The sequence below is a fragment of the Jonesia quinghaiensis DSM 15701 genome (assembly GCF_000423205.1).
In the GTDB taxonomy this organism is placed as follows: Bacteria; Actinomycetota; Actinomycetes; order Actinomycetales; family Cellulomonadaceae; genus Jonesia; species Jonesia quinghaiensis.
Map to the genome: position 1 here is coordinate 282699 of NZ_AUHN01000005.1, position 21254 is coordinate 303952.

General features: G+C 58.5%; 17 protein-coding genes. 7 read left to right on the top strand and 10 right to left on the bottom strand.

Translation table 11 applies throughout. The features are described 5' to 3' along the window. Positions 1-21: 21 nt before the first annotated feature. The gene (locus G538_RS0104500) at positions 22-1095 is read left to right on the top strand and encodes a LacI family DNA-binding transcriptional regulator (RefSeq protein WP_245566789.1); all 1074 of its coding nucleotides are present in this window, start codon (positions 22-24) and stop codon (positions 1093-1095) included. Positions 1096-1184: 89 nt separating this feature from the next. On the opposite strand, the gene G538_RS0104505 is transcribed toward G538_RS0104500, so the two are convergent. From G538_RS0104505 to G538_RS0104540, 6 genes are all read right to left on the bottom strand, one after another. Beyond that, entirely contained in the window at positions 1185-1433 is a 249-nt protein-coding gene (locus G538_RS0104505; RefSeq protein ID WP_029068379.1) for a WhiB family transcriptional regulator, read from the bottom strand. A gap of 700 nt (positions 1434-2133) precedes the next feature. Continuing rightward, on the bottom strand, positions 2134-5940 hold the full coding sequence (locus G538_RS0104520) for an FtsK/SpoIIIE domain-containing protein (RefSeq protein ID WP_029068381.1): 3807 nt from the start codon (positions 5938-5940) through the stop codon (positions 2134-2136). A 109-nt stretch (positions 5941-6049) separates the two neighbouring features. Beyond that, entirely contained in the window at positions 6050-8674 is a 2625-nt protein-coding gene (locus G538_RS0104525; RefSeq protein ID WP_051196572.1) for an ABC transporter permease, read from the bottom strand. Positions 8675-8711: 37 nt separating this feature from the next. Beyond that, a complete protein-coding gene (locus G538_RS0104530; RefSeq protein ID WP_029068383.1) occupies positions 8712-9488 on the bottom strand; it encodes an ABC transporter ATP-binding protein in 777 nt (258 codons plus the stop codon). Between the two features lie 189 nt (positions 9489-9677). Next, the gene (locus tag G538_RS0104535; RefSeq protein ID WP_029068384.1) at positions 9678-10388 is read right to left on the bottom strand and encodes a response regulator; all 711 of its coding nucleotides are present in this window, start codon (positions 10386-10388) and stop codon (positions 9678-9680) included. Positions 10389-10396: 8 nt separating this feature from the next. Continuing rightward, entirely contained in the window at positions 10397-11617 is a 1221-nt protein-coding gene (locus G538_RS0104540; RefSeq protein ID WP_029068385.1) for a sensor histidine kinase, read from the bottom strand. A gap of 100 nt (positions 11618-11717) precedes the next feature. Between G538_RS0104540 and G538_RS0104545 the strand changes: the two genes are divergently transcribed. Both G538_RS0104545 and G538_RS0104550 read left to right on the top strand, forming a co-directional pair. Further along, entirely contained in the window at positions 11718-12398 is a 681-nt protein-coding gene (locus G538_RS0104545; RefSeq protein WP_029068386.1) for a response regulator transcription factor, read from the top strand. Positions 12399-12443: 45 nt separating this feature from the next. After that, complete coding sequence (locus G538_RS0104550; protein ID WP_029068387.1) at positions 12444-13799, top strand: ATP-binding protein; 1356 nt, start codon at positions 12444-12446, stop codon at positions 13797-13799. On the opposite strand, the gene G538_RS0104555 is transcribed toward G538_RS0104550, so the two are convergent. Beyond that, the gene (locus G538_RS0104555) at positions 13796-14269 is read right to left on the bottom strand and encodes a GtrA family protein (protein WP_245566790.1); all 474 of its coding nucleotides are present in this window, start codon (positions 14267-14269) and stop codon (positions 13796-13798) included. The genes G538_RS0104550 and G538_RS0104555 overlap by 4 nt on opposite strands. 120 nt (positions 14270-14389) lie before the next feature. On the opposite strand from G538_RS0104555, the gene G538_RS0104560 reads away from it, so the two are divergent. Next, positions 14390-15058 carry a maleylpyruvate isomerase family mycothiol-dependent enzyme gene (locus G538_RS0104560; protein ID WP_029068389.1) on the top strand — a complete coding sequence of 223 codons (669 nt, stop codon included), beginning with the start codon at positions 14390-14392 and terminating at the stop codon, positions 15056-15058. Between the two features lie 163 nt (positions 15059-15221). Here G538_RS0104560 and G538_RS15085 read toward each other — a convergent pair whose 3' ends face one another. Continuing rightward, a complete protein-coding gene (locus G538_RS15085) occupies positions 15222-15614 on the bottom strand; it encodes a maleylpyruvate isomerase family mycothiol-dependent enzyme (protein ID WP_051196573.1) in 393 nt (130 codons plus the stop codon). A 231-nt stretch (positions 15615-15845) separates the two neighbouring features. Here G538_RS15085 and G538_RS0104570 point away from each other — a divergent pair, with 231 nt between their 5' ends. From G538_RS0104570 to purE, 3 genes are all read left to right on the top strand, one after another. Then, positions 15846-16697: an alpha/beta hydrolase family protein gene (locus G538_RS0104570; protein ID WP_035833223.1), complete on the top strand. Its 852-nt coding sequence runs from the start codon at positions 15846-15848 to the stop codon at positions 16695-16697. A gap of 105 nt (positions 16698-16802) precedes the next feature. Then, positions 16803-17975 carry a 5-(carboxyamino)imidazole ribonucleotide synthase gene (locus tag G538_RS0104575; RefSeq protein WP_029068391.1) on the top strand — a complete coding sequence of 391 codons (1173 nt, stop codon included), beginning with the start codon at positions 16803-16805 and terminating at the stop codon, positions 17973-17975. A 30-nt stretch (positions 17976-18005) separates the two neighbouring features. Beyond that, entirely contained in the window at positions 18006-18524 is a 519-nt protein-coding gene (purE, locus tag G538_RS0104580; RefSeq protein ID WP_029068392.1) for a 5-(carboxyamino)imidazole ribonucleotide mutase, read from the top strand. Positions 18525-18529: 5 nt separating this feature from the next. On the opposite strand, the gene G538_RS18285 is transcribed toward purE, so the two are convergent. Both G538_RS18285 and G538_RS15095 read right to left on the bottom strand, forming a co-directional pair. Beyond that, the gene (locus G538_RS18285) at positions 18530-19981 is read right to left on the bottom strand and encodes an LCP family protein (protein ID WP_245566791.1); all 1452 of its coding nucleotides are present in this window, start codon (positions 19979-19981) and stop codon (positions 18530-18532) included. Between the two features lie 11 nt (positions 19982-19992). Next, entirely contained in the window at positions 19993-21186 is a 1194-nt protein-coding gene (locus G538_RS15095; RefSeq protein WP_051196574.1) for an LCP family protein, read from the bottom strand. Positions 21187-21254: the final 68 nt, after the last annotated feature.

The following is a 21254-nucleotide window of genomic DNA, read 5'->3' on the forward strand; positions in this document are numbered from 1 at the left end:
ACTGCCTCAAGGACGAGGCGCGTGAGAAGAGAGCACACTGTGATAAACAACCGTATTCCGACACTGGAAGAGGTGGCGCTCGCGGCGGGGGTTTCACGTTCCACCGCGTCGCGAGCTATCAATGGTGGCTCCAAGGTGTCTCCAGAGGCGCAGGCCGCTGTTGATGCCGCTATTGCCCGGTTGGGGTACATTCCCAACCGGGCAGCACGTTCCCTGGTTACCAGGCGCACCGAGTCCATTGCTCTGGTGGTGCCCGAGCCTGATGTGCGCGTGTTGTCAGACCCGTTTTTCTCCGCGGTGATCCGTGGTTTGAACGCTGCACTGCGAGAGTCAGACATTCAACTTGTCTTACTCATTGCGCAACCCGGCGACTCGTCAGCACGCATTAGCCGTTACTTAATGAACGGGCACGTAGACGGGGCCATTGTGGTCTCCCACCACAGGGAAGACGAGCTAGAAGAGTTGGTGATAAAGTCTCGCCTCCCTGCAGTGTTCGTTGGGCGTCCCTTTTCCCGCACAGCCGAACTCAATACCGTTGATGTTGACAATGTGGCTGGTGGGCGGGTCGCAACCGAGCACCTCATTAAGCGAGGGCGAAAAAACATCGCGCACATTTGCGGGCCTTCAGACATGGCTGCAGGGGAGGACCGTGCCGCCGGATGGCGTCAAGCACTCGATGCAGCGGGACTGCCACACGGCCCGATGAGTGGCGGTGAGTTCACGTCCGTCATGGGGGCTACCGCCATGGAAGACATTTTGGCAGCGGACCCAACCATCGATGCGGTGTTCGCGGGCTCTGACCTGATGGCAATTGGCGCGCTGCGGGTATTGGAGCGTCACGCACGCCGGGTACCTGAAGACGTAGCCGTGGTGGGGTATGACAACCTGGGGGTTGCTGCAACAGCGTCGCCACCGTTAACAACAGTGGTGAACCCGGTGACCGAGATGGCCAAATGGGCGACCTCTGAATTGTTGTTTAACTTGGGGTATATCACCGCTGAGGAGCGTCACGCCGGGTTGGACATCGCCGGGGTGGTCAGGGAAGGGAACATGATTCTTCTTCCCACTGTGCTTGTGGAGCGCGAGTCGAGCTAGTACTGCCGCTTATACGCGTCTGAACAAACAGATGTGGGGCCCACCTCGATGGCCGAGGTGAGCCCCACATCTGCAATGTCCCGAGGGGTTCAGCTTGCGCGACGAGCGCGAGCTGTCCGACGCTTCAGAGCGCGGCGTTCGTCTTCCGACAACCCGCCCCATACTCCTGCATCCTGCCCTGACTCAATAGCCCACTTGAGGCACGTATCTACGACCTCGCATCGGCGGCACACAGCCTTCGCTTCTTCAATTTGAAGGAGCGCTGGGCCTGTGTTTCCGATGGGGAAAAACAGTTCTGGGTCTTCGTCCAGACACGCGGCACGGTGACGCCAATCCATAGCTACTCCTTGGGCAGGTTAAGACCACTTAACACCTGATGGAAGGGGAGTGGTCCGGAAAGAAAACGGTAAACACGTACTCACTAGGTTCACACTTGAGATGGTGGGGCACAAGAGTTCGTGGGAGGAATTTTGTGAACGCCTCGTGAGGTTTTGGTCACAGGACAAATTAATGGTATGCAATCCCCATGCGTTTACGCTGATCAGCGATAATGTCTCCAGAAATGCTTGACGTAGCGCGGTTTACTGTGTAACCGGAATGTTTCGAGTTTCATCATCTGAGATGCCGATGCGTCGGCCTGTAAATCCTGCAGGTCGCCGCCTTCGTGAACAGGTGGGAACGCGACCACAACTTTGCCCGTACGTCACTGGGACAGCGCAAACCGGTACGCTGGTCGTCATGACAAACGCTCCCCACACCCCTGTCTCTTGGTTTCGCGTGTCACGGCCAGGGCTAGTTGTTGCCTTGCTCGTTGCTGGAGCAGTTGAAGCTCTCCTGCTGTGGGGTTACACAGCGTGGGGGATCTTCGCGCTCATCACAGGCGACACACAAACACCCTTGGTCGCGGTTGCGCTCCTGGCATGCACGGGCGGTGCCGCCTTGCTGGTCACCTTGGCTGTGCGGGCACTGGGTGACGCGAAAGTGTGGGCGCGCGGCCCGCTCATCACCATGCAACTCCTCGCGATCCTTGTGGGGGTTTCACTCATGCAGGGCGGGCTGGCAGGCGCTGGGATCGCGGTCATCATCTGGTGTGTGCTGGTGCTTGTGTTGCTGTTCTCCTCGGAGGTCACCCGATTCACCGGGATGCGCGGCCCCCGCGAGTAACGGCGCACTGATATTGACCAGTGTTGCTTCACCATCCCATACCCGTACTCCGCGTCCAGGTTGAGAACACAGACCATCACGTACCCCTTGAATGGGAACACTGAGGAATTCTCGTTGCCCAGGGTCTGGGCGGAGCAAAAACCCGCACCCAAGTTGACCAACCCGGCGTAGTGCACTGGAGGGGAGTGCGTGGGCGGGGTCTGTGGTTGCAGCCACCACAACGTCAATTCCTTGGGCTAGGGCGCTGTCCACGAGAGCGTCGACGGCTTGTTGTGTTGGGGGCATAATCCGGTCGTAGTCATCAATGAGCACCCGGCCATAGGGGGCCAACTGATCGGTGGCGTCACGGATTGTGTCCCGTGACGTTGTTGAGGTGATCCACAACGGGTTGCTGCTGGCGGCCGCGATGGCCCGCAGTGTGGTGGTGCGCCCGCTGCGTCGCCCACCGATGACTACCCAACTGCCTGGCGGGGTGGTGAAAGCGTCGTTGTAGGGCGCGCTGACCCCAAGGAGCGGTGGTGTGAGCGGCCCGCACCGCACGGGTAAACGCAACTGGTGGCGGGGGTTAGCTCCGTGATTGCTGTCCTTGCCGTGTTCGATCCCCCCAATGCCGCCGGTGTTAAGCCCTGTTTCTTCTGATGTCACGGGAAGCGTGGCTGGTTGGTGCACGGGGACGGTGGCGAATTGGGCTATCCCAGTGTCGTGGGAACTGTGCCAGTACACCCGCCCAGGGTGGGTGCCTTGCCCGGCATGCGCGGCAGGCACCCCAGCAAACCGGTCACGGGCATCGTCGGTACTGAGCAGTGTTGCGGTGTGGGTAAAGAGCGTCGCCAGGGAGGTGGGCAGTTGTTGGTGGGCACTCACCGCAACGGTGATACCTCGCGCGGCCGCGTTGTGGAGTAGGTCGGTGATGCTTGTCCACCCGCGGTGACGAGCTGTGGTGTCAAGGTTTTCGCGCACAGTCAGCAGGTCGTCGATGAGGAGCAGTGGTGGGGTGCTGTTGTCGTCGGCCATCAGGTGGGTGGCGAGTAGGTCAATGAGGTGCGGGTGTTCTGTGCTTGCCATCGTGCCACCGAGCGCAGCTGCAGAGGCGAAAGTGGTGTGGAAGGTGGGCATGCTAGCTGGTGGGGCAATGAGGTGTACGGGAATACCGGCGTGCAGTGCGCTGTGCGCCAAGGTTCGCAGCGCGGTGCTTTTACCGCGTTGCGCTGCGCCGGTGATGAGTAGGCTCTCACCACGGGGTAGGCCGATGCCACGGTGGCGCTGGGTGCCAGGGTCATCGAGCAGCGCGCAGGGCAAGGCGCTGGGGGCGGCGTGTGGTTGCGATGCTGACGCGTCGGTGGGCCCGGCAGACGCGGTGCCGTTGAGAAGTTCGCTGAGGGGCACCTGGATGGGGAGCGGGTCGCTCCAGGGGCGCTGTGGTCGAGGCAGGGAGTGCGCTGCTGTAGTGAGGTCGCGGATGATGCGCGGCAGGGGGTCAGGTAATGGGGTTGTGGTGGGTGGGGTGTGCGCCCACCTGATGGTGCTGGTGTGTGTTTCTTGTTGACTGTGGGCGTAGAACGTTTGGACTTCGGTGAGTTGGGATCCTATCCGCACGTACGCGCGCCCGGGTGTGGTGTGGGCAATGGTGGCGGCGTGTGGGGCATCGAGAATGTCGTGGGAGTCTGCTGGGTCTGATACGCGCAGGCAGATGCGTAAGGACAGGTTCGCTTTCATGTCAGCGGTGATGGCGCCGGCGGGGCGTTGTGTTGCCAGGATCAGGTGGATCCCTAGGGACCGCCCTTGGGCGGCGATGCGCACCAGGGAGGGGATAAATGTGGGGTGGTCTTCGGTGAAGGCGCGTAGTTCGTCCACGATGATGACCAGGCGCGGGAGGGGGTGCCCGGTGATGGTGCGGTAGGAGGTGTAGTCGGTGACGTGGGCTCCCGCGAAGAGGTGTTCGCGGCGTCGAAGTTCTGCGCGTAACCCGGTAATTGCCCGGGTGGTGGAGTCTGGTTCGAGGTCAGTGACCATACCAACAACGTGGGGGAGGTCCACGGTGTCACCAAAACCTGCTCCACCTTTGTAGTCAACAAGGGCTAGGGTGACGTCGTTGGGTGAGTAGTGGCGGGCGAGTTGGGTGGTGATGGTTTGGAGGAGTTCTGATTTTCCGGCCCCTGTGGTGCCTGCAATCAGGGTGTGGGGGCCGTGGTCAACCAGATCAACGATGAGGGGTTGCCCAGTAGTACCTAACCCAATGGGAATGCGCAGGTGCGCCGGTGAGGTGGTGCCCCAGGTGGCGGTGGGGTGAGGGTCTGGGGTGGTGATGAGTGGAGCTGCAGCGGGTAGCTCGGGTGTGGCGCTGTGGGGCAGGAGCGGGGCTAAGGCGCGGGCTGTGCGTTCAGCGGTCGTGGTGTTCAGCGTTTCGCAGGGGTGGTTGCGTTGTGGTTGGTGGGGTTCGTTCCATTGGGTTTCGTGGTTGGTGACGTGGATGTGGCGGTGCGCCCAGGAGGGGTTCGCCCCGACAACGAGAACAAGTTGCCCCAGGTGGCGGGTGGTGACGAGGTGTGTAGTGGCGGCGTCGAGTGGGTGGGTGGCTGCGTCAATGATGAGCAGTGAACTGGGCGGGATGTGCACAGTATCTTTGGGCAGCGGCGTGATGTTCAGCCACCGCGCCCAATGCCACGGTGCGGCTGACCCCAGGATGTTTCCACCGTGGTGGTTGGTCGTGAGATGGGCGAGTGCCAGCCGGTTGCTGTAGCCGCGTGCCAGGTGAAGGGAGCCGGTGATCGCGATGATTCCACTGAGTTGTGGGGGCAGGTCATCGACGGTCAGGTCCGTGTTCAGTGGTGTGGTGAGGTTGTGGTGCATTGCTGCCAGTGTGGCGATATCAGCGGGGTGCAAGGCAATGTCAGTGGTGGTGGGTGCCCTGTGAGCCAAGAGGGGGCGCTGTGCGCTGTTGGTGGTGCTTGTGCGGCGTCGCCGGATGAGTTGGGGAATGAGGATTGCGACAGCCCCAACGAGTGCGATCAGGGCGAAAATCCATCGGTTAAAAGCCACTGCCAGGATTGTTCCGGACACTGCGGGTAAGAGTGCGGTGAGCAGCAGCGTGGTGATGGGTTCTTGGGTGCTTGGTGTGGCAGTGAGTATGTGGGGGAGGAGCCACTCAGTGGGGGTGGGGGCGTCGCGCAGGTGCAATGTGGTGTGCTGCTCGGTACGCCGGTGTTCTAGGTGGAGGTGCGCCCCGGGGGTGACGAGGGCGAAGCGTCGCCGTTTTGGTGTACGTCGGTTGGGTGTACTGATAGATAAACGCCAGCCGATGCGCGGCATGGTGATAAGCCTGCGTTTGCGGCCTGGTAGGCGCCACGACCTGACCTGGTTGTCTGGGTGGCTAATAAGGCGCAGCTCTCCGGTGTGGGGCCCATCAAGGACAGCAACATGGTGGGGCGCTAACAACGGGTTGGGTTGTGGGCTGGTGTTTGTGGTCAAGGTTGCCCCGGTAACCAGCGGTGGTGTGCCAACTGGGTGGGTGTCGTCAAGGAGGGAACCCGCGCACGCCAACGGGAGGGCTGCTAGTGACGGTGAAGCACACAACCGAGCGGCATGTTCGCGTATTTCCCGAACAGTCATTCCAGGTGGTGTTGTGATGTCCCCAAAGGGGTGGAGAGTCAGAGTCACGCCGCTGCCGGGAGGTGTCGCCATAGTGTCAGGATGCCCGTGGGCGCTAGGCATCTCGAGAAAAGCACTGTGCCTCCCGCTACGTTCTGTGAAGAACGCAGCGGAAGGCACAGATGTGGATAACTAGATGTGACTACTCCACCGCGAGAGCCGCAACGGGTGACGTTTTCGCTGCGCCACGTGCAGGCGCAATGGACGCCAACAACCCGGCACCAATAGACACCACCATGATCAACGCAATGTCGAGGAACCTCACCGTGAAGTCCGGTGTCGCAAACCCGCCAAAGAGAAGCTGTGTGCCAAGCCAAGCGTAAAGAGCACCAACAACTACACCAACAAGCGCCCCGATGCCAGCGATCAGCATTCCTTCCATGCCCAGGGAGCGTTTCAGTTGGCGCCGTGACATGCCTACCGCACGCAGTGTCGCTGACTCGCGGCGGCGTTCAATCACCGACAGGGACAGGGTGTTTGCGACACCGATCAGTGCTATCAGAACCGCCACACCGAGCAATCCCACGAGCACCAAGAGCATCACATCAATGGCTTGTTGGAACATTTCGCGTTCCAGGACAGCGCCGGTGATGTAGGTGTCTGTGCCGCTAAAGACCTCTCGGATTTCAGCGACCGTGTCACCTGCTCCGTTGACGTCGTCAACTTTAATGAAGTACATGTCTTGAACAACATCGCTGGCTTGTGGGTCTGTGGCTAGAATCTTGTCGAATGTGTCGTTTGTGACAACGTATGCGTCAGTTCCAATGCCAGCCACAGGGGTGAGTTCTACAGCATTGAGGTAACCGGGTTGTTCCTCAAGGGGAAGCTCAGTGCCGTCGTCGTTGTAGGAAATGCGGAACAACTTCATGCTGTCGCCGATATCGTTGGCGTTCGCCCAGCGGCTCAGTAACACCCGGTCATCGGTCAGTGAACCCGCTAGTGAAGTATCACGCAATACGGTGTCAAAGTTTGCTGGGTCAACGGCGATGAGGGAGTCCCAGCTTTCGACCAGTGATGTACCAGATCCATACGTCGTTGACACATAGGCCGTGCGGCCGTGAACGATCTCGTTGACTCCGTCAATTGCTCTGATTTGTTGGAGTGTTGAGTCAACCTGAGAGTCCGATGCAGGGGCCTGGCCTTCACGAAGATACTGCTCAACGGTGATATCCAGTGGGTACTGCTCGTCTAACGCATTGTTCAACGTGGCTCGTGTTGTTGCTGCTCCCACTGACAGCATCGCCACCAGGGTCACACCAATAAACAACGCAGTGGATGTCGCTGCTGTGCGCCGAGGGTTACGCATCGTATTGGCGCTTGCCAATTTCGCAGGTGCGCCCAGTGATGAGAACAACTTCCCTACGGAAGACACCACACGTGGCATCCACAGCATGGAGGACGTAATAAGGCCAACGAAAGTTAGCGCCCCGCCCAAAATCCCCAGCACAACCGCAATCTCAAGGGAAGAGTCATCCGCGCCTGACATCATCAGGCCACCAGCAAGCAAAGCTCCACCACTGACCAACAGCAAACCAGAGACAATAAGCCGCCCGATGCCTACCTTTTTACCGCTGTCACCAGCACCCTCTTGTGGGCGCAACGCAGCAAGCGGTGACACCTTCGTGGCGATGCGTGCTGGAACCAACGCCGCAATAACTGTGACCGCGGTACCAACAACGAGTGGAACCCACACCGCTGTTGCTGGGATGCTCACAGTTGTGGGGATAGCGCTGGAAACCTCCATAGAGCTGAGCACCATCAACACACCTTGGATCAGCCCGATCCCCGCGATGATGCCCGCAACTGACGCCGCAACACCCAGCACAAACGCTTCGACCAGGACAGAGTTGCGGATTTGTCGCTTATTTGCACCAACACACCGCAACAACGCCAGGGTGTGGGCACGCTGCGCCACCAACACTTGGAACGTATTTGAAATAACAAGCCCAGCAACGAACAGTGCAATAGCGGCGAACATCAACACAATGGTGGTGAGAATGTTCGCTTCACCAGTCAATGAACCCAACTGACGTTCCGCATACTGCGTCGGTGTTAAAGCTGGCTGGCCATCCAACACAGTGGACACCTGTTCCGCCGCCACTGTGGGGATGACACCATCATCAAGAGTTACCGTCAAGGTTTGGTATATATCTTCGCGCAACTCACTGTCAGCAGGCATAGCCTCAACGAGCGCTAAATAGCCCTCACTACTCACCAGCGCGCTACCGCTCGTCGCCGCGAACACACCAGCCGGGTCAGACGTCAGCCCTGAAACTGTCATCGTGACTGAGTCGTCTGGCTCACCAGACACATTCAACGCAACAGAATCACCAACACCAGCACCCATACGCTCCGCTGTTCGGGTATCCAACGCCACCTCAGAGGCCGTCGCAGGAGCCGCCCCAGAATCCACACGGGGCACAACTAGCCGAGGATCATCATTGGTGATCGTTACACTGGTGTACTCAATTTTGTCACCAAAAGTAGCTGATCCTCCAAGGCTCGGCTGGGCATTCACAGCCTTCACGCCCTCAACATCAGCCAACGCCGCACGGTCAGCCTCGTCAAGAGCGTTGTACTGCCACATGTCCTCAGCGTCCTGGTAGCTCGCTGGAACCACCAAATCAGCATCAGCAAACGGAGCTGTCATCTGGTTTTCTGTTGTTGCTACCAACAACTGCCCGGCAACAAACGTAGCCGCCACAAAAGCGGTACCAATCAGGATCGCAACACCAGCGGCAGCTAACCGCCCAATGTTCTTGCGCATCTGGAAAAAAGTAATACTCAGCATAAGAAATCAGCCCTCACGCAGCAGTAGAGTCAAAAGTGCGCAGAGCATCAAGCCCTGCCAACACAGACTCCGGGGTGGGGTTAGCGATATCACCAGCGATACGCCCATCAGCAATCAACACCACACGGTCCGCATACGCTGCCGCAGCCGGATCGTGCGTCACCATGATGATGGTGCGCCCCAACTCACGCGCCGACGTCCGCAAAAAGTTCAACACCTCAGCACCAGAACGCGAATCCAAGTTACCCGTCGGCTCATCAGCGAAAATCACCTCAGGGCGAGAAATCAACGCCCGAGCAATCGCCACACGCTGCTGCTGACCACCGGACAACTCAGAAGGGCGGTGACTCAAGCGCTGCGTCAACCCCAAGGTCTCCGCCAACTGGTGCAACCACGCACGGTCATCAGCAGTGATCTTCTTGTTCGCCAACGTCAACGGCAAAAAGATGTTCTGCTCAGCATCGAACATGGGCAACAAGTTAAACGACTGAAAAACAAAACCAACCCGGTCACGGCGCAGCATCGTCAACTGGTCATCATTCAACGCAGTCACCTCAGTCGAACCAAGGTAAGCATGACCGGACGACGCAGAATCCAACCCAGCCAACAAGTGCATCAACGTTGACTTACCTGAACCAGAAGGCCCCATAATCGCCGTGAACTGACCGGCAGCAAAATCAACATCAACACCATCAAGTGCCTTCACCGTTGACTCACCGTGACCGTAGTGCTTCGTCAATCCGCGGGCAGAAACCGCAACGTTGATACCGTTTGCCTGAGGGACAGACATAAGTGCTCCTAGAACGTAGAGGGACCTTGTCGAGACAGCCTCACAGGCCAGTCTCACCACACACCACACTACGAACAGGTCACCCCACAGCGCGTCGCGCCCCAGACCCCTCTTTCCACACCCAGCATCCCCCTACAGTCGCACTCAGGGTATACACAGGGTGGGCCTCATGGCTGAGAGAACCCTGAGTCACTCCCCAGGGCGCACCAAACCATTCTCATACGCGGCAACAACAATTTGCACCCGATCCCGCGCCCCAAACTTCTGCAAAATACGACCAACATGCGTCTTCACCGTCGCCTCAGCAACAAACAACTCCGCCGCGATCTCCGTGTTGCTCCTCCCCTTAGCAATCAGCAACGTCACATCACGCTCCCGATCAGTCAACGACGCAATAATGTCCGCCTGCGGCGAATGAGCCAACTGCTCAGCAGGCAACGGCGTAATCATCCGCGCCAACAACCGCTTCGTCGTCGACGGAGCAATCACCGCATCACCACTATGCACAGTACGAATAGCCGACAACATCTCCTCAGGAGGAGCATCCTTCAACAAAAACCCAGACGCCCCCGCCCGAATAGCCTCCAACGCATACTCATCCACATCAAAAGTCGTCAAAATAATGATGCGCGGAGCATGCACCGGACGAGTCCGCCCCCAATGCTCCACAAGCTGAGCAGTCGCCGACAACCCATCAAGATGCGGCATCCGAATATCCATCAACACCACATCAGCGGTCGTATCACGCAACACCTGCACCGCAGTCCGACCATCACCAGCCTCCGCAACCACCGTCAAATCCGGTTGCGAACCAATCACCATCGAAAACCCTGCACGAAGAAGCTGTTGGTCATCCACAATGGCGACACTAATCGCAGTGGACGTATCAGGGCTGGTCATAGAAGTCACTATGCCGCCTCAGGTAGCGGCAAGACAAGATGAACCCGAAACCCGCCCCCCGGACGAGGCCCAGTCCGCACCGTCCCACCAAACAAACCAGCACGCTCCCTCATACCCAACAACCCCATCCCCTGCCCATCACTAGCCGAAACACCCCGCCCATCATCCTCAACCTCCAACGTCACCGCAGCCGACGACCACGTCAACACAATCGTCACCGTCGGATCAGGACCAGCATGTTTCAAAATGTTCGTCAACGCCTCCTGACACACCCGGTACAACGTCAACCCAGCACCAGGCGGCAAATTACGCGGAGAACCCACCCGCACCAACGACACCCGCACACCAGACGCGCGAATCTGATTAATCAGCGTCTCCAAATTGTCCCCAGCAGGCTGCGGCGCCAACTCACCCAACGTCGGCGTCCCCGAACCACCATCATCCTGGCGCAACACCCCCAACAACCGGCGCATATCAGCCAACGCCGCCCGCCCCGTCTCCGCGATCGTATCCAACGCATCCTTCGCCACCGCAGGATTCGACGCCGCCGCATACCGGCCACCATCAGCCTGCGCAATCATCACCGACAACGAATGCGCAACAATGTCATGCATCTCCCGGGCAATACGCGTCCGCTCCGCAACCGCCCCCAACTCCTTCTGACGATCCTGCTCACTCTCCAACGCCCGATTACGATCCCTCAGCGCTCGCAGTTGCGCGATACGTGCCCGGCGCATGAGCCCCAACGCCCACACGGCAACAAAAAGTAAACACAGTGTAAAGAAGGCGACGAACGTTGCGGCAATACGTTGTGGACCATCGGTTGCGAGCAAACCAAACAATGCAGCCCCAGCAAAAGCAGAAAACAACGCTAGCCGATGCCCCCACACAGGGCCGTGGGCTGCAGTGTTATAAAGCACGGCTGGCACAGCAAAAGCCGCTACCAAAGGAATAGGTGGCCCCAGCAGCATGTGAAGTAGCGCAACGGTATAAACCGTTGCGACAACAGGAATCGGGTATCGGTGGCGTAACCCCAAAGGTGCCAGCAAGAGAAACGCAAACACGCCCGACCACGCACCGATGGTATCGAAACCAAAAAACCACAAACCGCCCTGGCCTGCGGCCACGGACAATGGCACACCGATCAGCACAAGAACCCCAGCGATGGCGAGGTCCAACCGATCCCGGTTGTGTTCGTTCCACGCGCCGTAGCGTTCATACCAGTTCATGGCTCTACCCTAAGCCGCAGGAGCCTCCGCTACGGATCTCACTCAGTTCTTTGGCGTTTAATTGGAGCCAACATGCCAATTCATGACCTAACATAGGCACATGACCCACGTTTTGTTGGCAGAAGACGACCCAGCGATCTCTGAGCCACTCGCCCGCGCATTGGGGCGCGAGGGCTACAACGTCGTTGTGCAGGGGACCGGGCAAGGGGCAATTGATCATGCGGGTGCCGCTGATCTAGTCGTCCTTGACCTCGGATTGCCTGACATGGACGGTTTAGAGGTTGCCCGCGCCATCCGGCAGAAAGGATTGACCACACCTGTTCTTGTGCTCACCGCTCGCGCGGATGAAGTTGACCTTGTGGTTGGTCTAGACGCAGGAGCAGATGATTACGTGACGAAGCCCTTCCGGCTCGCCGAACTACTCGCCCGGGTGCGCGCACTACTACGCCGCACCCACGGAGACCCCACCGAAACTGAAGAGATCAGTGCCCAAGACGTCAAAGTTGACGTTGCTGCGCACCGAGCTTTCCAAGACGGCCGTGAAATGCACCTGACCACCAAAGAATTTGAGCTGCTGCGTGTACTCGTTCTGCAGGCAGGTTCAGTGGTGGGCCGTGATGTGTTGATGCGCGAAGTATGGGGATCAGAGCCGATTGGCTCAACAAAGACCCTCGACATGCACGTCTCATGGTTGCGTCGCAAACTCAACGATGACGCAAACAACCCCAAGTACATCACCACCGTACGCGGCTTGGGTTTCCGCTTTGAGGCAAGCCACTGACCCTGCCGTAAAGGATGGGCCACGACTGTGAGGGGATGAACTGCCATGCGTAAACGCTTAATTATGGCCACCGTGTCAGCGGTGGTGATGGCGGTTATCCTTCTCGGTTTCCCCCTGGCCTTCTTTGGCGGCTACTACGTGTTCGAAACCGAACTACGCGCGGTAGAACTGCGACTTGACGGGCTGTCTCGTCAAGTGGAGAACCGCATCCAACGCGGCGAATCACTCGATCAAGAGTTCCTTGACCGCTACGTTGGCGGTGAAGGGAGCTCCGTTCACGCACACATCCGCGTGATCATGCCAACCGGCGAAAACGGTGTGGCGGGCGACCCTGTTGAGGGGCGCATTGTGCAAATCGCGAAACTCACGGACTCTAACGCACTTGTCACCATGGAAGTGTCCTACTGGGATGTGGTGGGACGCTCCGCGCAAGTGGTTGTCCTGGTCATTGCTGCCGCGCTTGTTGCGTTTGGTGGCGGAATCATCATGGCTGTGTGGCAGGCAAACCGCCTGTCCGCGCCACTGGTGTACCTCGCTGCATCTGCGGAACAACTGGGCTCAGGTCAAGTGCGCCCACACCTTGAAGAATCAGGTGTGGAAGAAATTGACCTTGTTGCCGCCGAACTTGCCCGGTCCGCTGACCGGCTTGCTGGACGCATCGCCGCTGAACGGCAATTTGCCTCCGATGCATCCCACCAGTTACGTACCCCATTGACTGCGCTCATGATGCGACTCGAAGAGATCAGCATGCTCTCCGAGGACAACCCTGACGTGCAAGAAGAAGCACGAATCTCCCTTGAACAAATTGAGCGGCTTGTCTCTACTGTTGACGACCTCCTTGCCCGTTCACGGCGTTCGGCCGGCGGCACAGCTGAAGCGATAGCGTTGCAAGAGGTCCTTCACCAGCAAGAGGAAGAGTGGATCCCCGTCTATGCGAAAGCGAACCGGGAACTGCGCGTCATCCAAGATGGCGACCTCACCGTTTTCGCCACCCCAGGTGCACTAGCCCAAGTACTTGCCACACTGATCGAGAACTCCTTGAAACATGGTGGCGGGCCAACAACTGTTCACGCCCGCCAACAAGGCCCACGCGGCGCCATTGTGATCACGGTGGAAGACGAAGGGGAAGGTGTACCGGATGAGCTTGCCCCCGAGATCTTTGAACGCGGCGTAACGTCAGGGAACGGAACAGGCCTCGGCTTGCCGTTGGCACGCGACCTGGCCGCAGCAGACGGTGCCCGCTTGGAACTTTCTCGCCGCCGCCCTGCCATGTTCACCCTGTACCTCACCGGGCTTGTTCAAACACTGGACCCGTCAACGGTGCTGCCACAGGGCGTTTTTGTGTCAACGAAACGCAAACGCGGGCGGATCTTCCGGAATAAGTCAGCAGATAAGAGCTAGTCACCTAATCCGAGGGTTGGCTGTGCCCCAGTAAACACCAAGTACTTGTACGCCACGTAGCGAAACGCTGTGCCTAACACCAACCCCACCCCATTTGCCGCAATATTGTCCGCTAACGGGGAATCAAAACCCAACACGTAACGGGACACCCACAGGCACAACACGGCAATAGCCATACCGCCGATGTTCACCACCACAAACCCCGTAAACTCACGTACTCGGGTGGGTGTGCGTTGAGCTGAGAATGTCCACAACCGGTTACCCAGCCACGTCACAATCATGGCGACACTGACGGAGAAAATCTTTGCAGTCACGGGTTTCCCTGCGAGTACGGCAATGGGGCCGTGTTGGAGCAGGTTGAATAGCCCGATGTCCACAATGAACCCCAACGCCCCCACAGAACCAAACTTCATCAGTTCACTGAGGCGTGGCAACCAGTGGGCTGGCAGCAATGAGGACAAAAAAGACACCCGTTTAGAGTACGACACCAGTAGTGGGTAACGGGACGCTAACCCGCAGTGTGCCGCGGGGAGACTGCAACCTCATGTGGTGAGCCAGCGAACCTATGAAGGGTGTGATGGACTGGCGACATGGTTTCTGACAGTTGGGCAACAGTATGGCCAGCGGTTCACGATGAACGCCAGGCACTCCTCAATGACCTGACCTCCTTAACAGCAGAGCAGTGGGAGGAACCCTCGTGGTGCCCCGGGTGGAGCATTCACGATGTTGTGGCGCACTTGATTGACTCCGCGAAAACCACACGCCTGGGTTTTGTGCGGCGCATGATCGCAGCGAAAGGTGACTTTGACCGGGACAACGCCACAGGCATCACCTGGGAACGGGCAGCAACCCCAACGCTGACTCTCACCGAGTACCAGCGCGTTATTGCTGCAACCAACACACCCCCAGCCTCGCCCCCGACGAGGTTAGTGGAGGCCATCGTTCACGGTGAGGACATTCGTGGTCCTCTTGCGATCACCCGCGCCTACCCGTGCGACCGGGTGATGACCGCCCTGCGGTACCAAGTGAAAACCGGTGTGTCGTTTGGTGGGGGAAAACAACGAGCTGCGGGTTTCCGGCTCGTTCCTGCTGGTTGTGAAAGCGCGGCGCACGGCGAGGTTGATTTAGGGGATGGACCGCAGGTGCACGGTACGTGTTTGGCGTTTTTGCTTGCTGTTTCAGGGCGACCAGTCCGTGCAGATGATTTCACCGGCCCAGGTGCCCCCGCATTTATGCAGAACCTTCCTATGGGGAAATGAGATGTTTGCCAAAACCGCTCAGGCGCCCGTTAGATTGCGGGGCATTGCTCTTACGCAGTGATGCGCTGCTCTAGGGAAGTGACCCCTTCGCCGTGCAAGCGGGGAATGGCTGCTGCTCGGCCTGCCATGGCTAACACCAGGTCTAGTGTTGGGCCTTCAATTGCTAGCCCGTCCCCAGCGGCACACGAATGTCAGCGCTGTGCACAATGACCTCACCAAGCCACGCCCACAAGTCGCCAGTGGGTGCAATGCGTGCATCAACAACCGTGCGGAACTTCTCCAATGTTTCTGCCGGTGTGGCTCCGCGATGTTCTGCGAGACGGCGGTCGTTGTGAACATCGGGTTGAAAACGCGCGCCAATGATGCTCCGCAACCAGGCCCACCGTCCGATGCTCGCAGCGGCAGTCAGATGGGCAACAACGTCCTCTATGGTCCACGCAGCGCATAGTGAGGGTGCGGACCATTGTTCTGGTGTCAGGGTTTCGAGGTCACCGAGCAGTCGAGCGCGTTCGGCATGAATTGCTTCCCAGTGTTGTTCTGGTGTCGCCAAGGTCATGGTCGCTCCCAACAAGCGGTTGGCTGCGCATTTATGACGAAATGCGCACTTAGATTTTATGAGCAAGCTCACCATAACCCATGCCGTGGCTGGTGTTCATGTGGGGAGGTCAACGGTCCCCATAGCGGGATAACGATATCTCTTTCCACTATGTGAGAATCCCCAAAAATGGCGTCATAGCATTGAGGCCCCAGTGCGCACCCCGCACCATTTTCTGAAAGGACACAGCAGATGAGACGTTTCTTTGCCCTGTTCCTCACCTTAGCGTTCCTCGTTGTCGGGGGGACGACCCCTGCGTATGCAGACGAGAACCCGCTTGAGCGTGGCCCGGACCCCACTGAATCCTTCATCGAACAGCGGCGCGGCAACTATGACGTTGCACAGCGTTCCATTAACAGGATGGGTTCTGATGGGTTCCGCAATGGAACGATCTACTACCCGACGGACAGTTCAGACGGCCAGTTTGGTGTGATCGCTATTTCTCCCGGTTACACCGCTGGTGAATCAAGCATTGCCTGGCTTGGGGCCCGCATGGCCTCGTTTGGTTTTGTTGTCGTCACGATCAACACCACCACCCGGTATGACCAACCGCGGCAACGTTCCACCCAACTTCTCGCAGCGCTCGACCACGCGATGGAAGATTCTGTTGTTGGGCCAATGATCGACCCAGAGCGCCAAGCCGTAATGGGGCACTCTATGGGTGGAGGCGGAGCTCTCCAAGCTGCGGAAAGCCGACCAGAAATTGATGCTGTCATTCCACTCACGCCATGGAACCTCAAGAGAAACTGGCGCAACATCGATGCGGCGACCCTCATCATTGGTGCGGAACGCGACACCATCGCGTCGGTGCGTACGCACTCGATTCCGTTTTATGAGTCGTTGACTGGAGCAGACCAACGCGGCTATCTAGAACTGCGAGGCGCAAGCCACTTTGCACCGAACTTCAGCAACACAACGATCGCGAAATACAGTGTTGCGTGGATGAAGCGTCACCTTGATGATGACGAACGTTATGAAAAGTTCCTCACCCCTGGGCCCACTGTGGGGTACTCCTCGGGTGTGTCGGACTACCGGCTTCAGTAACAGGCAGCGGTGCGGTCGCCGATCCCAGGGTGACCGCACCGCGTGACTGAGTGTCAGATCCCAGTATTCGGAACAGCCCACTGCTCTGGACTAGGCTGGTGAGACGTGGCAGTCATTTCAGTAATCGGTGGCGGGCAACTGGCCCGCATGATGGTTCCTCCTGCGTCAGAAATTGGCGTGACACTTAAGGTGCTCGTTGAAGCACCGGGCTCCAGCGCCGCGCAGGTGGTTGTTGATGCCCCGGTGGGCGCCGCGACGGACAGTGCCGCAGTGCGTGCGCTCGTGGCGGGCAGTGATGTGTTGACCTTTGAGCATGAACATGTCCCTCATGACATGTTGCGTGAGCTGATCGCTGAGGGTGTTTCTGTCCAACCCAGCCCGGATGCGTTGGCGTTTGCGCAGGACAAAATTACGATGCGTACCCGCCTTTCGCAGGCCGGGTTGCCGTGCCCGCCGTGGGTTGCTGTGCCACGTGACCCAGCACAGGCATCGGACGTGATTTCCCAGTTCATTGCTGAACACGGCCCGCAAGTGATTGCGAAAACCGCTCGTGGCGGCTATGACGGTAAGGGTGTTCGTGTCATTGAGGCAGCCACTGACATTGCCGAGTGGATCGACTTGGCCCAGGGGGATGGGCCGCAACTGCTCTTGGAACAGAAAGTTCCCTTTACCCGTGAGCTGGCGGCACTTGTTGCCCGCACACCGAGCGGTGAGATCGCAGTGTGGCCTGTGGTGGAATCCATTCAACGCGCCGGTGTGTGTTCTGAGGTGATTGCCCCAGCGCCTGGATTAAGAGCCGAGGACCAGGCACGTATTGCGCAGTACGCAACAACAATTGCCACGGATCTTGGTGTCACTGGTGTCTTGGCAGTGGAACTATTCGAGGTTGCGCCCAAGCCCGGTGATGACCACCCGCAGATATTCATTAATGAGTTGGCGATGCGCCCCCACAATTCCGGCCACTGGACCATTACGGGGTCGGTGACGAGTCAGTTTGAGCAGCATTTGCGTGCTGTTGCTGATTTGCCGTTGGGCTCTACCCACACCACAGCGCCATGGACAGTAATGGCGAACGTGTTGGGTTCATCGCTACAGGACCTCAATGATGCGTTGCCGCATGTGCTGAAACGTTACCCTGATGCCAAAGTGAACCTGTATGGCAAAGAGGTGCGCCCAGGTCGCAAGCTTGGTCATGTAAATATCAGTGGCAGTGAACTTGACGATGTGTTGACTCGGGCACGTGAAGCAGCTGCGTTGTTGCGCGGCGAAGAGATCTGACAACCACCACCACGTTGGGTAGGGAGAAGCATGTCTGATTCACCAGTTGTTGGCATTGTGATGGGGTCGGATTCGGACTGGCCAGTCATGGAGGCTGCCGCTGAGGTGCTTGACGAGTTTGCTGTGCCATATGAGGTCGATGTTGTGTCCGCGCACCGTATGCCCACAGAAATGGTGGAGTACGGTCAGCGGGCTCACGAGCGGGGTATCGCAGCGATCATCGCTGGCGCCGGTGGTGCAGCGCACCTTCCCGGCATGCTGGCCGCAGTCACACCACTACCTGTCATTGGTGTGCCGGTCCCGTTGAAGTACTTGGACGGCATGGATTCATTGTTGTCTATTGTTCAAATGCCCGGTGGTGTCCCAGTGGCCACTGTGTCTATTGGTGGGGCAAAGAACGCTGGCCTGCTCGCGGTGCGTATTCTCGCCTCTGGGGCAGGGGAGCGCGCTCAAGAACTGCGTTCAGCGATGCTTGACTACCAGGATGGGTTGCGCCAGCAGGCGTATGACAAGGGTGCTGCGTTGCGCGAGCGCAGGAACGCCCGGTAAGGCTTTTAATTGAGGCCGTTGTACTCGCCTGGTTCCAGTGAACCGTCGGCGATGTCTTTGAAGAACTGGCTGGTCCCGGCGTCGTCAAGTTTCACCGCTGATCCCACACCGCCTGGGCGGTAGTCCAACGATTCGATGGGTGGGGTTCCGGTGATCCCTTTGTCTGAGTTGGCGTTCCGAAAAGCCAGGGCGAGTTTCCCGAGGTCAATGATCCCTGATGATTCATCGACAACAATCGCGCCTGTTCCGGCGTTGATCAGTGATGTTTGGGTCATGGGGTTGAGCAGGTTCCCAGGGCTTTGCAGTGATTCTGATACGGCACCGACAACTTGTCGTTGGCGTTCTGCGCGCCCAATGTCACCGAGTGGGTCTGCTTTGCGCATCCGGGCGAACGCTAGTGCTTTGTCGCCATCTGCTGGGTGGCAGCCGGCTTTCCAGTCGAGCCGTGACTCTTTGTCTTTGACGTCGTAATCTAGGCACAGTTCAACGCCGCCCACAGCGTCGACGAGGCCTTGCACTCCGGCGAAGCCAACTTCAATGTAGTGGTCAACGGTCAGGCCGCTGAGTTCCTCCACGGTTTCTACGAGGAGTGGTGCACCGCCCCAGGAGTAGGCGGCATTAATTTTGGATGATTGTTCTCCCGGGATTGCGACGTAGATGTCGCGGGGGAGCGATATGAGGGCAGTGGGGCCAGAATCTGGGACGTGGAGCAGCATGATGGTATCGGTGCGGGCACCGGGTGCTTCCCCGCCGATGTCCGTTCCTTCACGTGAGTCAGAGCCTGCGAGCAGGTAGGTTTCACCGGCTGTACTAGCCGCCCCGGAGAGCGCTTCAACTCGGTTGAGTTTGCCGTTAGCCCAAATAATTAGGCCAACCGGCCAGGCGATCATTGCGAGAACAAGCCCACCAGCGACAAACGCGGCGATGCGTTTTTTGTTGCGTGGGCGGCGTGGGGTTCCATTTGTACCAATACCCGAGGTGTTTCCTGGGGTTCGCGGGCCACCTGGGCGCCCACCAGCTCCGCTACCACTACCGTTGCCTGCAGACCGGCTGCGCGCACCTGGTGTTGCTGGGCGTGCTGACCGTGCTGGGGGTGAGGTGCGTGGCGCTTGGGAACCGTGTGCCCGTGAGGAGTGGCTGCGTGGCGCAAATGATTCCGGGCCACCTGCCGCTGCGGGTGTGTTGGCTCCTGGGGTGTGCGCTTGAACGGGGATGGGTTGGGCGTCGCCTTGGACCCGGTTGGGGCCGGAGATCCGTTGAACGGGGCGCCGTGATGGTGGGGCTACTGGTGCTTGAGATGCAGCGGGTGGTGGTGTTGCGGTGGTGGCGTTTTCTCCGCTGCCTACCTCTATGGCGGGGGTGCGTTGTGGACGAGTGGGCCGGCCCCCGGATGGTGTGAAGCTCGGTGGCAGCGAGGACCGTGATGTTGCGGCGCGCTGTGGTTTCTCAGAGTTCACAAATCTACCTATCAGTCCTGGACGGTGTCGGTTGATTCCGTGTCGGAGTCGGTGGTGATGCACTCAGCGTCACTGCTGGTGTCGTCACCGGCTGTGCTATCGGTTGTGGTGTCACTGTCTGCGTTGGGGGTGTCTTCGCATGCTGGCAGGTCGACGATTGGGTCGTCTTTGGCCATTTTTTGCCACATGATGGTCGCTTCCCCGGTCCACACCACACGGTTGCGGTCAGCTGGGTCGTCAATGACGGGAACGGCTTCAAAGAAGATTTTCGATGTGTCGATTCCGCTCATGGAGGTGGCTAAACCGATCATGTTGTCATTCAGTTCAGGGTTCATTGTCAGAGAAGACATACCTGCTGTTGCGAACTGGGTGAGTTTCCCGAGGTCAGTGAGAAGATTTTTGGATAAAGCAGTTTCTGCTGTGGCGTCAAGTACGGCTTGTTGGCGTTCAATGCGTTGAAGGTCAGAACCCATTTCGAGCCCCCACCCCGATCCTGTACGGGCACGAACTAAACCGAGGGCTTCTTTACCGGTGAGCGTTTGTTCGCCTGCTTCCAACTTCAGTTTGTTGGCTTTAGGTGCGTCTACGGCTTCAGGAACATCGATGTCAATACCGCCGAGGGCATCAACCATGCCGATGAATCCTTCGAAGTCAACCACGACGTAGTGGTCAATTTTGAGGCCAGTATTGTGTTGCACGGTATTGATGGTGCAGGCTGCGGCGGAGGCAATATCGCCACCGTAATCCCACCCTTTTGCAAAGGCGGAGTTAAACATTGCCCGTGATTGCGCGGGGAGGACATTGCCACCCGTAACTTTGCATTCGGGGATTGAAACCATTGAGTCACGGGGAATCGAGATGACCTCAACACGGTCCCGTTGCTCTGATACGTGAATCAGCATGGTGGTGTCAGAACGCATGCCTTCAACTGATCCGTCTGCGCGTTTGTCAGACCCCATCACGAGAATATTGATGGAGTTCCCGGCTTCAGAGTCTTCAGGCGGGGTCTCAGGTGCTGCGACAAGGTCAACAACGCTCTCAGTTTTGACGAGGCCTTTCACTCGTTCCATGCCTGCGTAGGTAGCGGAGGCGCCGAACGCCAACACTCCAACGGTGACCAGCGAAAGCGCGCGCAAAATGCGGCGTGGGTGCTTCTGCGGCGCATGCGCTGGTGCGGGCCGTGTGGGGGTATTCGACGTCGTCACGATAGTCAATCCTAGAATGAACGGAAGGATAATGCCCGCATGTACGGGGATTATGCAGTGTAGGAGTT

What these genes read in the sequence shown, in the direction of transcription:
- G538_RS0104505 (WP_029068379.1), bottom strand. Translation starts at nt 1,433, where the DNA reads ATGGATTGGCGTCACCGTGCCGCGTGTCTGGACGAAGACCCAGAACTG.
- G538_RS0104520 (WP_029068381.1), bottom strand. Translation starts at nt 5,940, where the DNA reads ATGGCGACACCTCCCGGCAGCGGCGTGACTCTGACTCTCCACCCCTTT.
- G538_RS0104525 (WP_051196572.1), bottom strand. Translation starts at nt 8,674, where the DNA reads ATGCGCAAGAACATTGGGCGGTTAGCTGCCGCTGGTGTTGCGATCCTG.
- G538_RS0104530 (WP_029068383.1), bottom strand. Translation starts at nt 9,488, where the DNA reads ATGTCTGTCCCTCAGGCAAACGGTATCAACGTTGCGGTTTCTGCCCGC.
- G538_RS0104535 (WP_029068384.1), bottom strand. Translation starts at nt 10,388, where the DNA reads ATGACCAGCCCTGATACGTCCACTGCGATTAGTGTCGCCATTGTGGAT.
- G538_RS0104540 (WP_029068385.1), bottom strand. Translation starts at nt 11,617, where the DNA reads ATGAACTGGTATGAACGCTACGGCGCGTGGAACGAACACAACCGGGAT.
- G538_RS0104545 (WP_029068386.1), top strand. Translation starts at nt 11,718, where the DNA reads ATGACCCACGTTTTGTTGGCAGAAGACGACCCAGCGATCTCTGAGCCA.
- G538_RS0104550 (WP_029068387.1), top strand. Translation starts at nt 12,444, where the DNA reads ATGCGTAAACGCTTAATTATGGCCACCGTGTCAGCGGTGGTGATGGCG.
- G538_RS0104560 (WP_029068389.1), top strand. Translation starts at nt 14,390, where the DNA reads ATGGTTTCTGACAGTTGGGCAACAGTATGGCCAGCGGTTCACGATGAA.
- G538_RS15085 (WP_051196573.1), bottom strand. Translation starts at nt 15,614, where the DNA reads ATGACCTTGGCGACACCAGAACAACACTGGGAAGCAATTCATGCCGAA.
- G538_RS0104570 (WP_035833223.1), top strand. Translation starts at nt 15,846, where the DNA reads ATGAGACGTTTCTTTGCCCTGTTCCTCACCTTAGCGTTCCTCGTTGTC.
- purE (WP_029068392.1), top strand. Translation starts at nt 18,006, where the DNA reads ATGTCTGATTCACCAGTTGTTGGCATTGTGATGGGGTCGGATTCGGAC.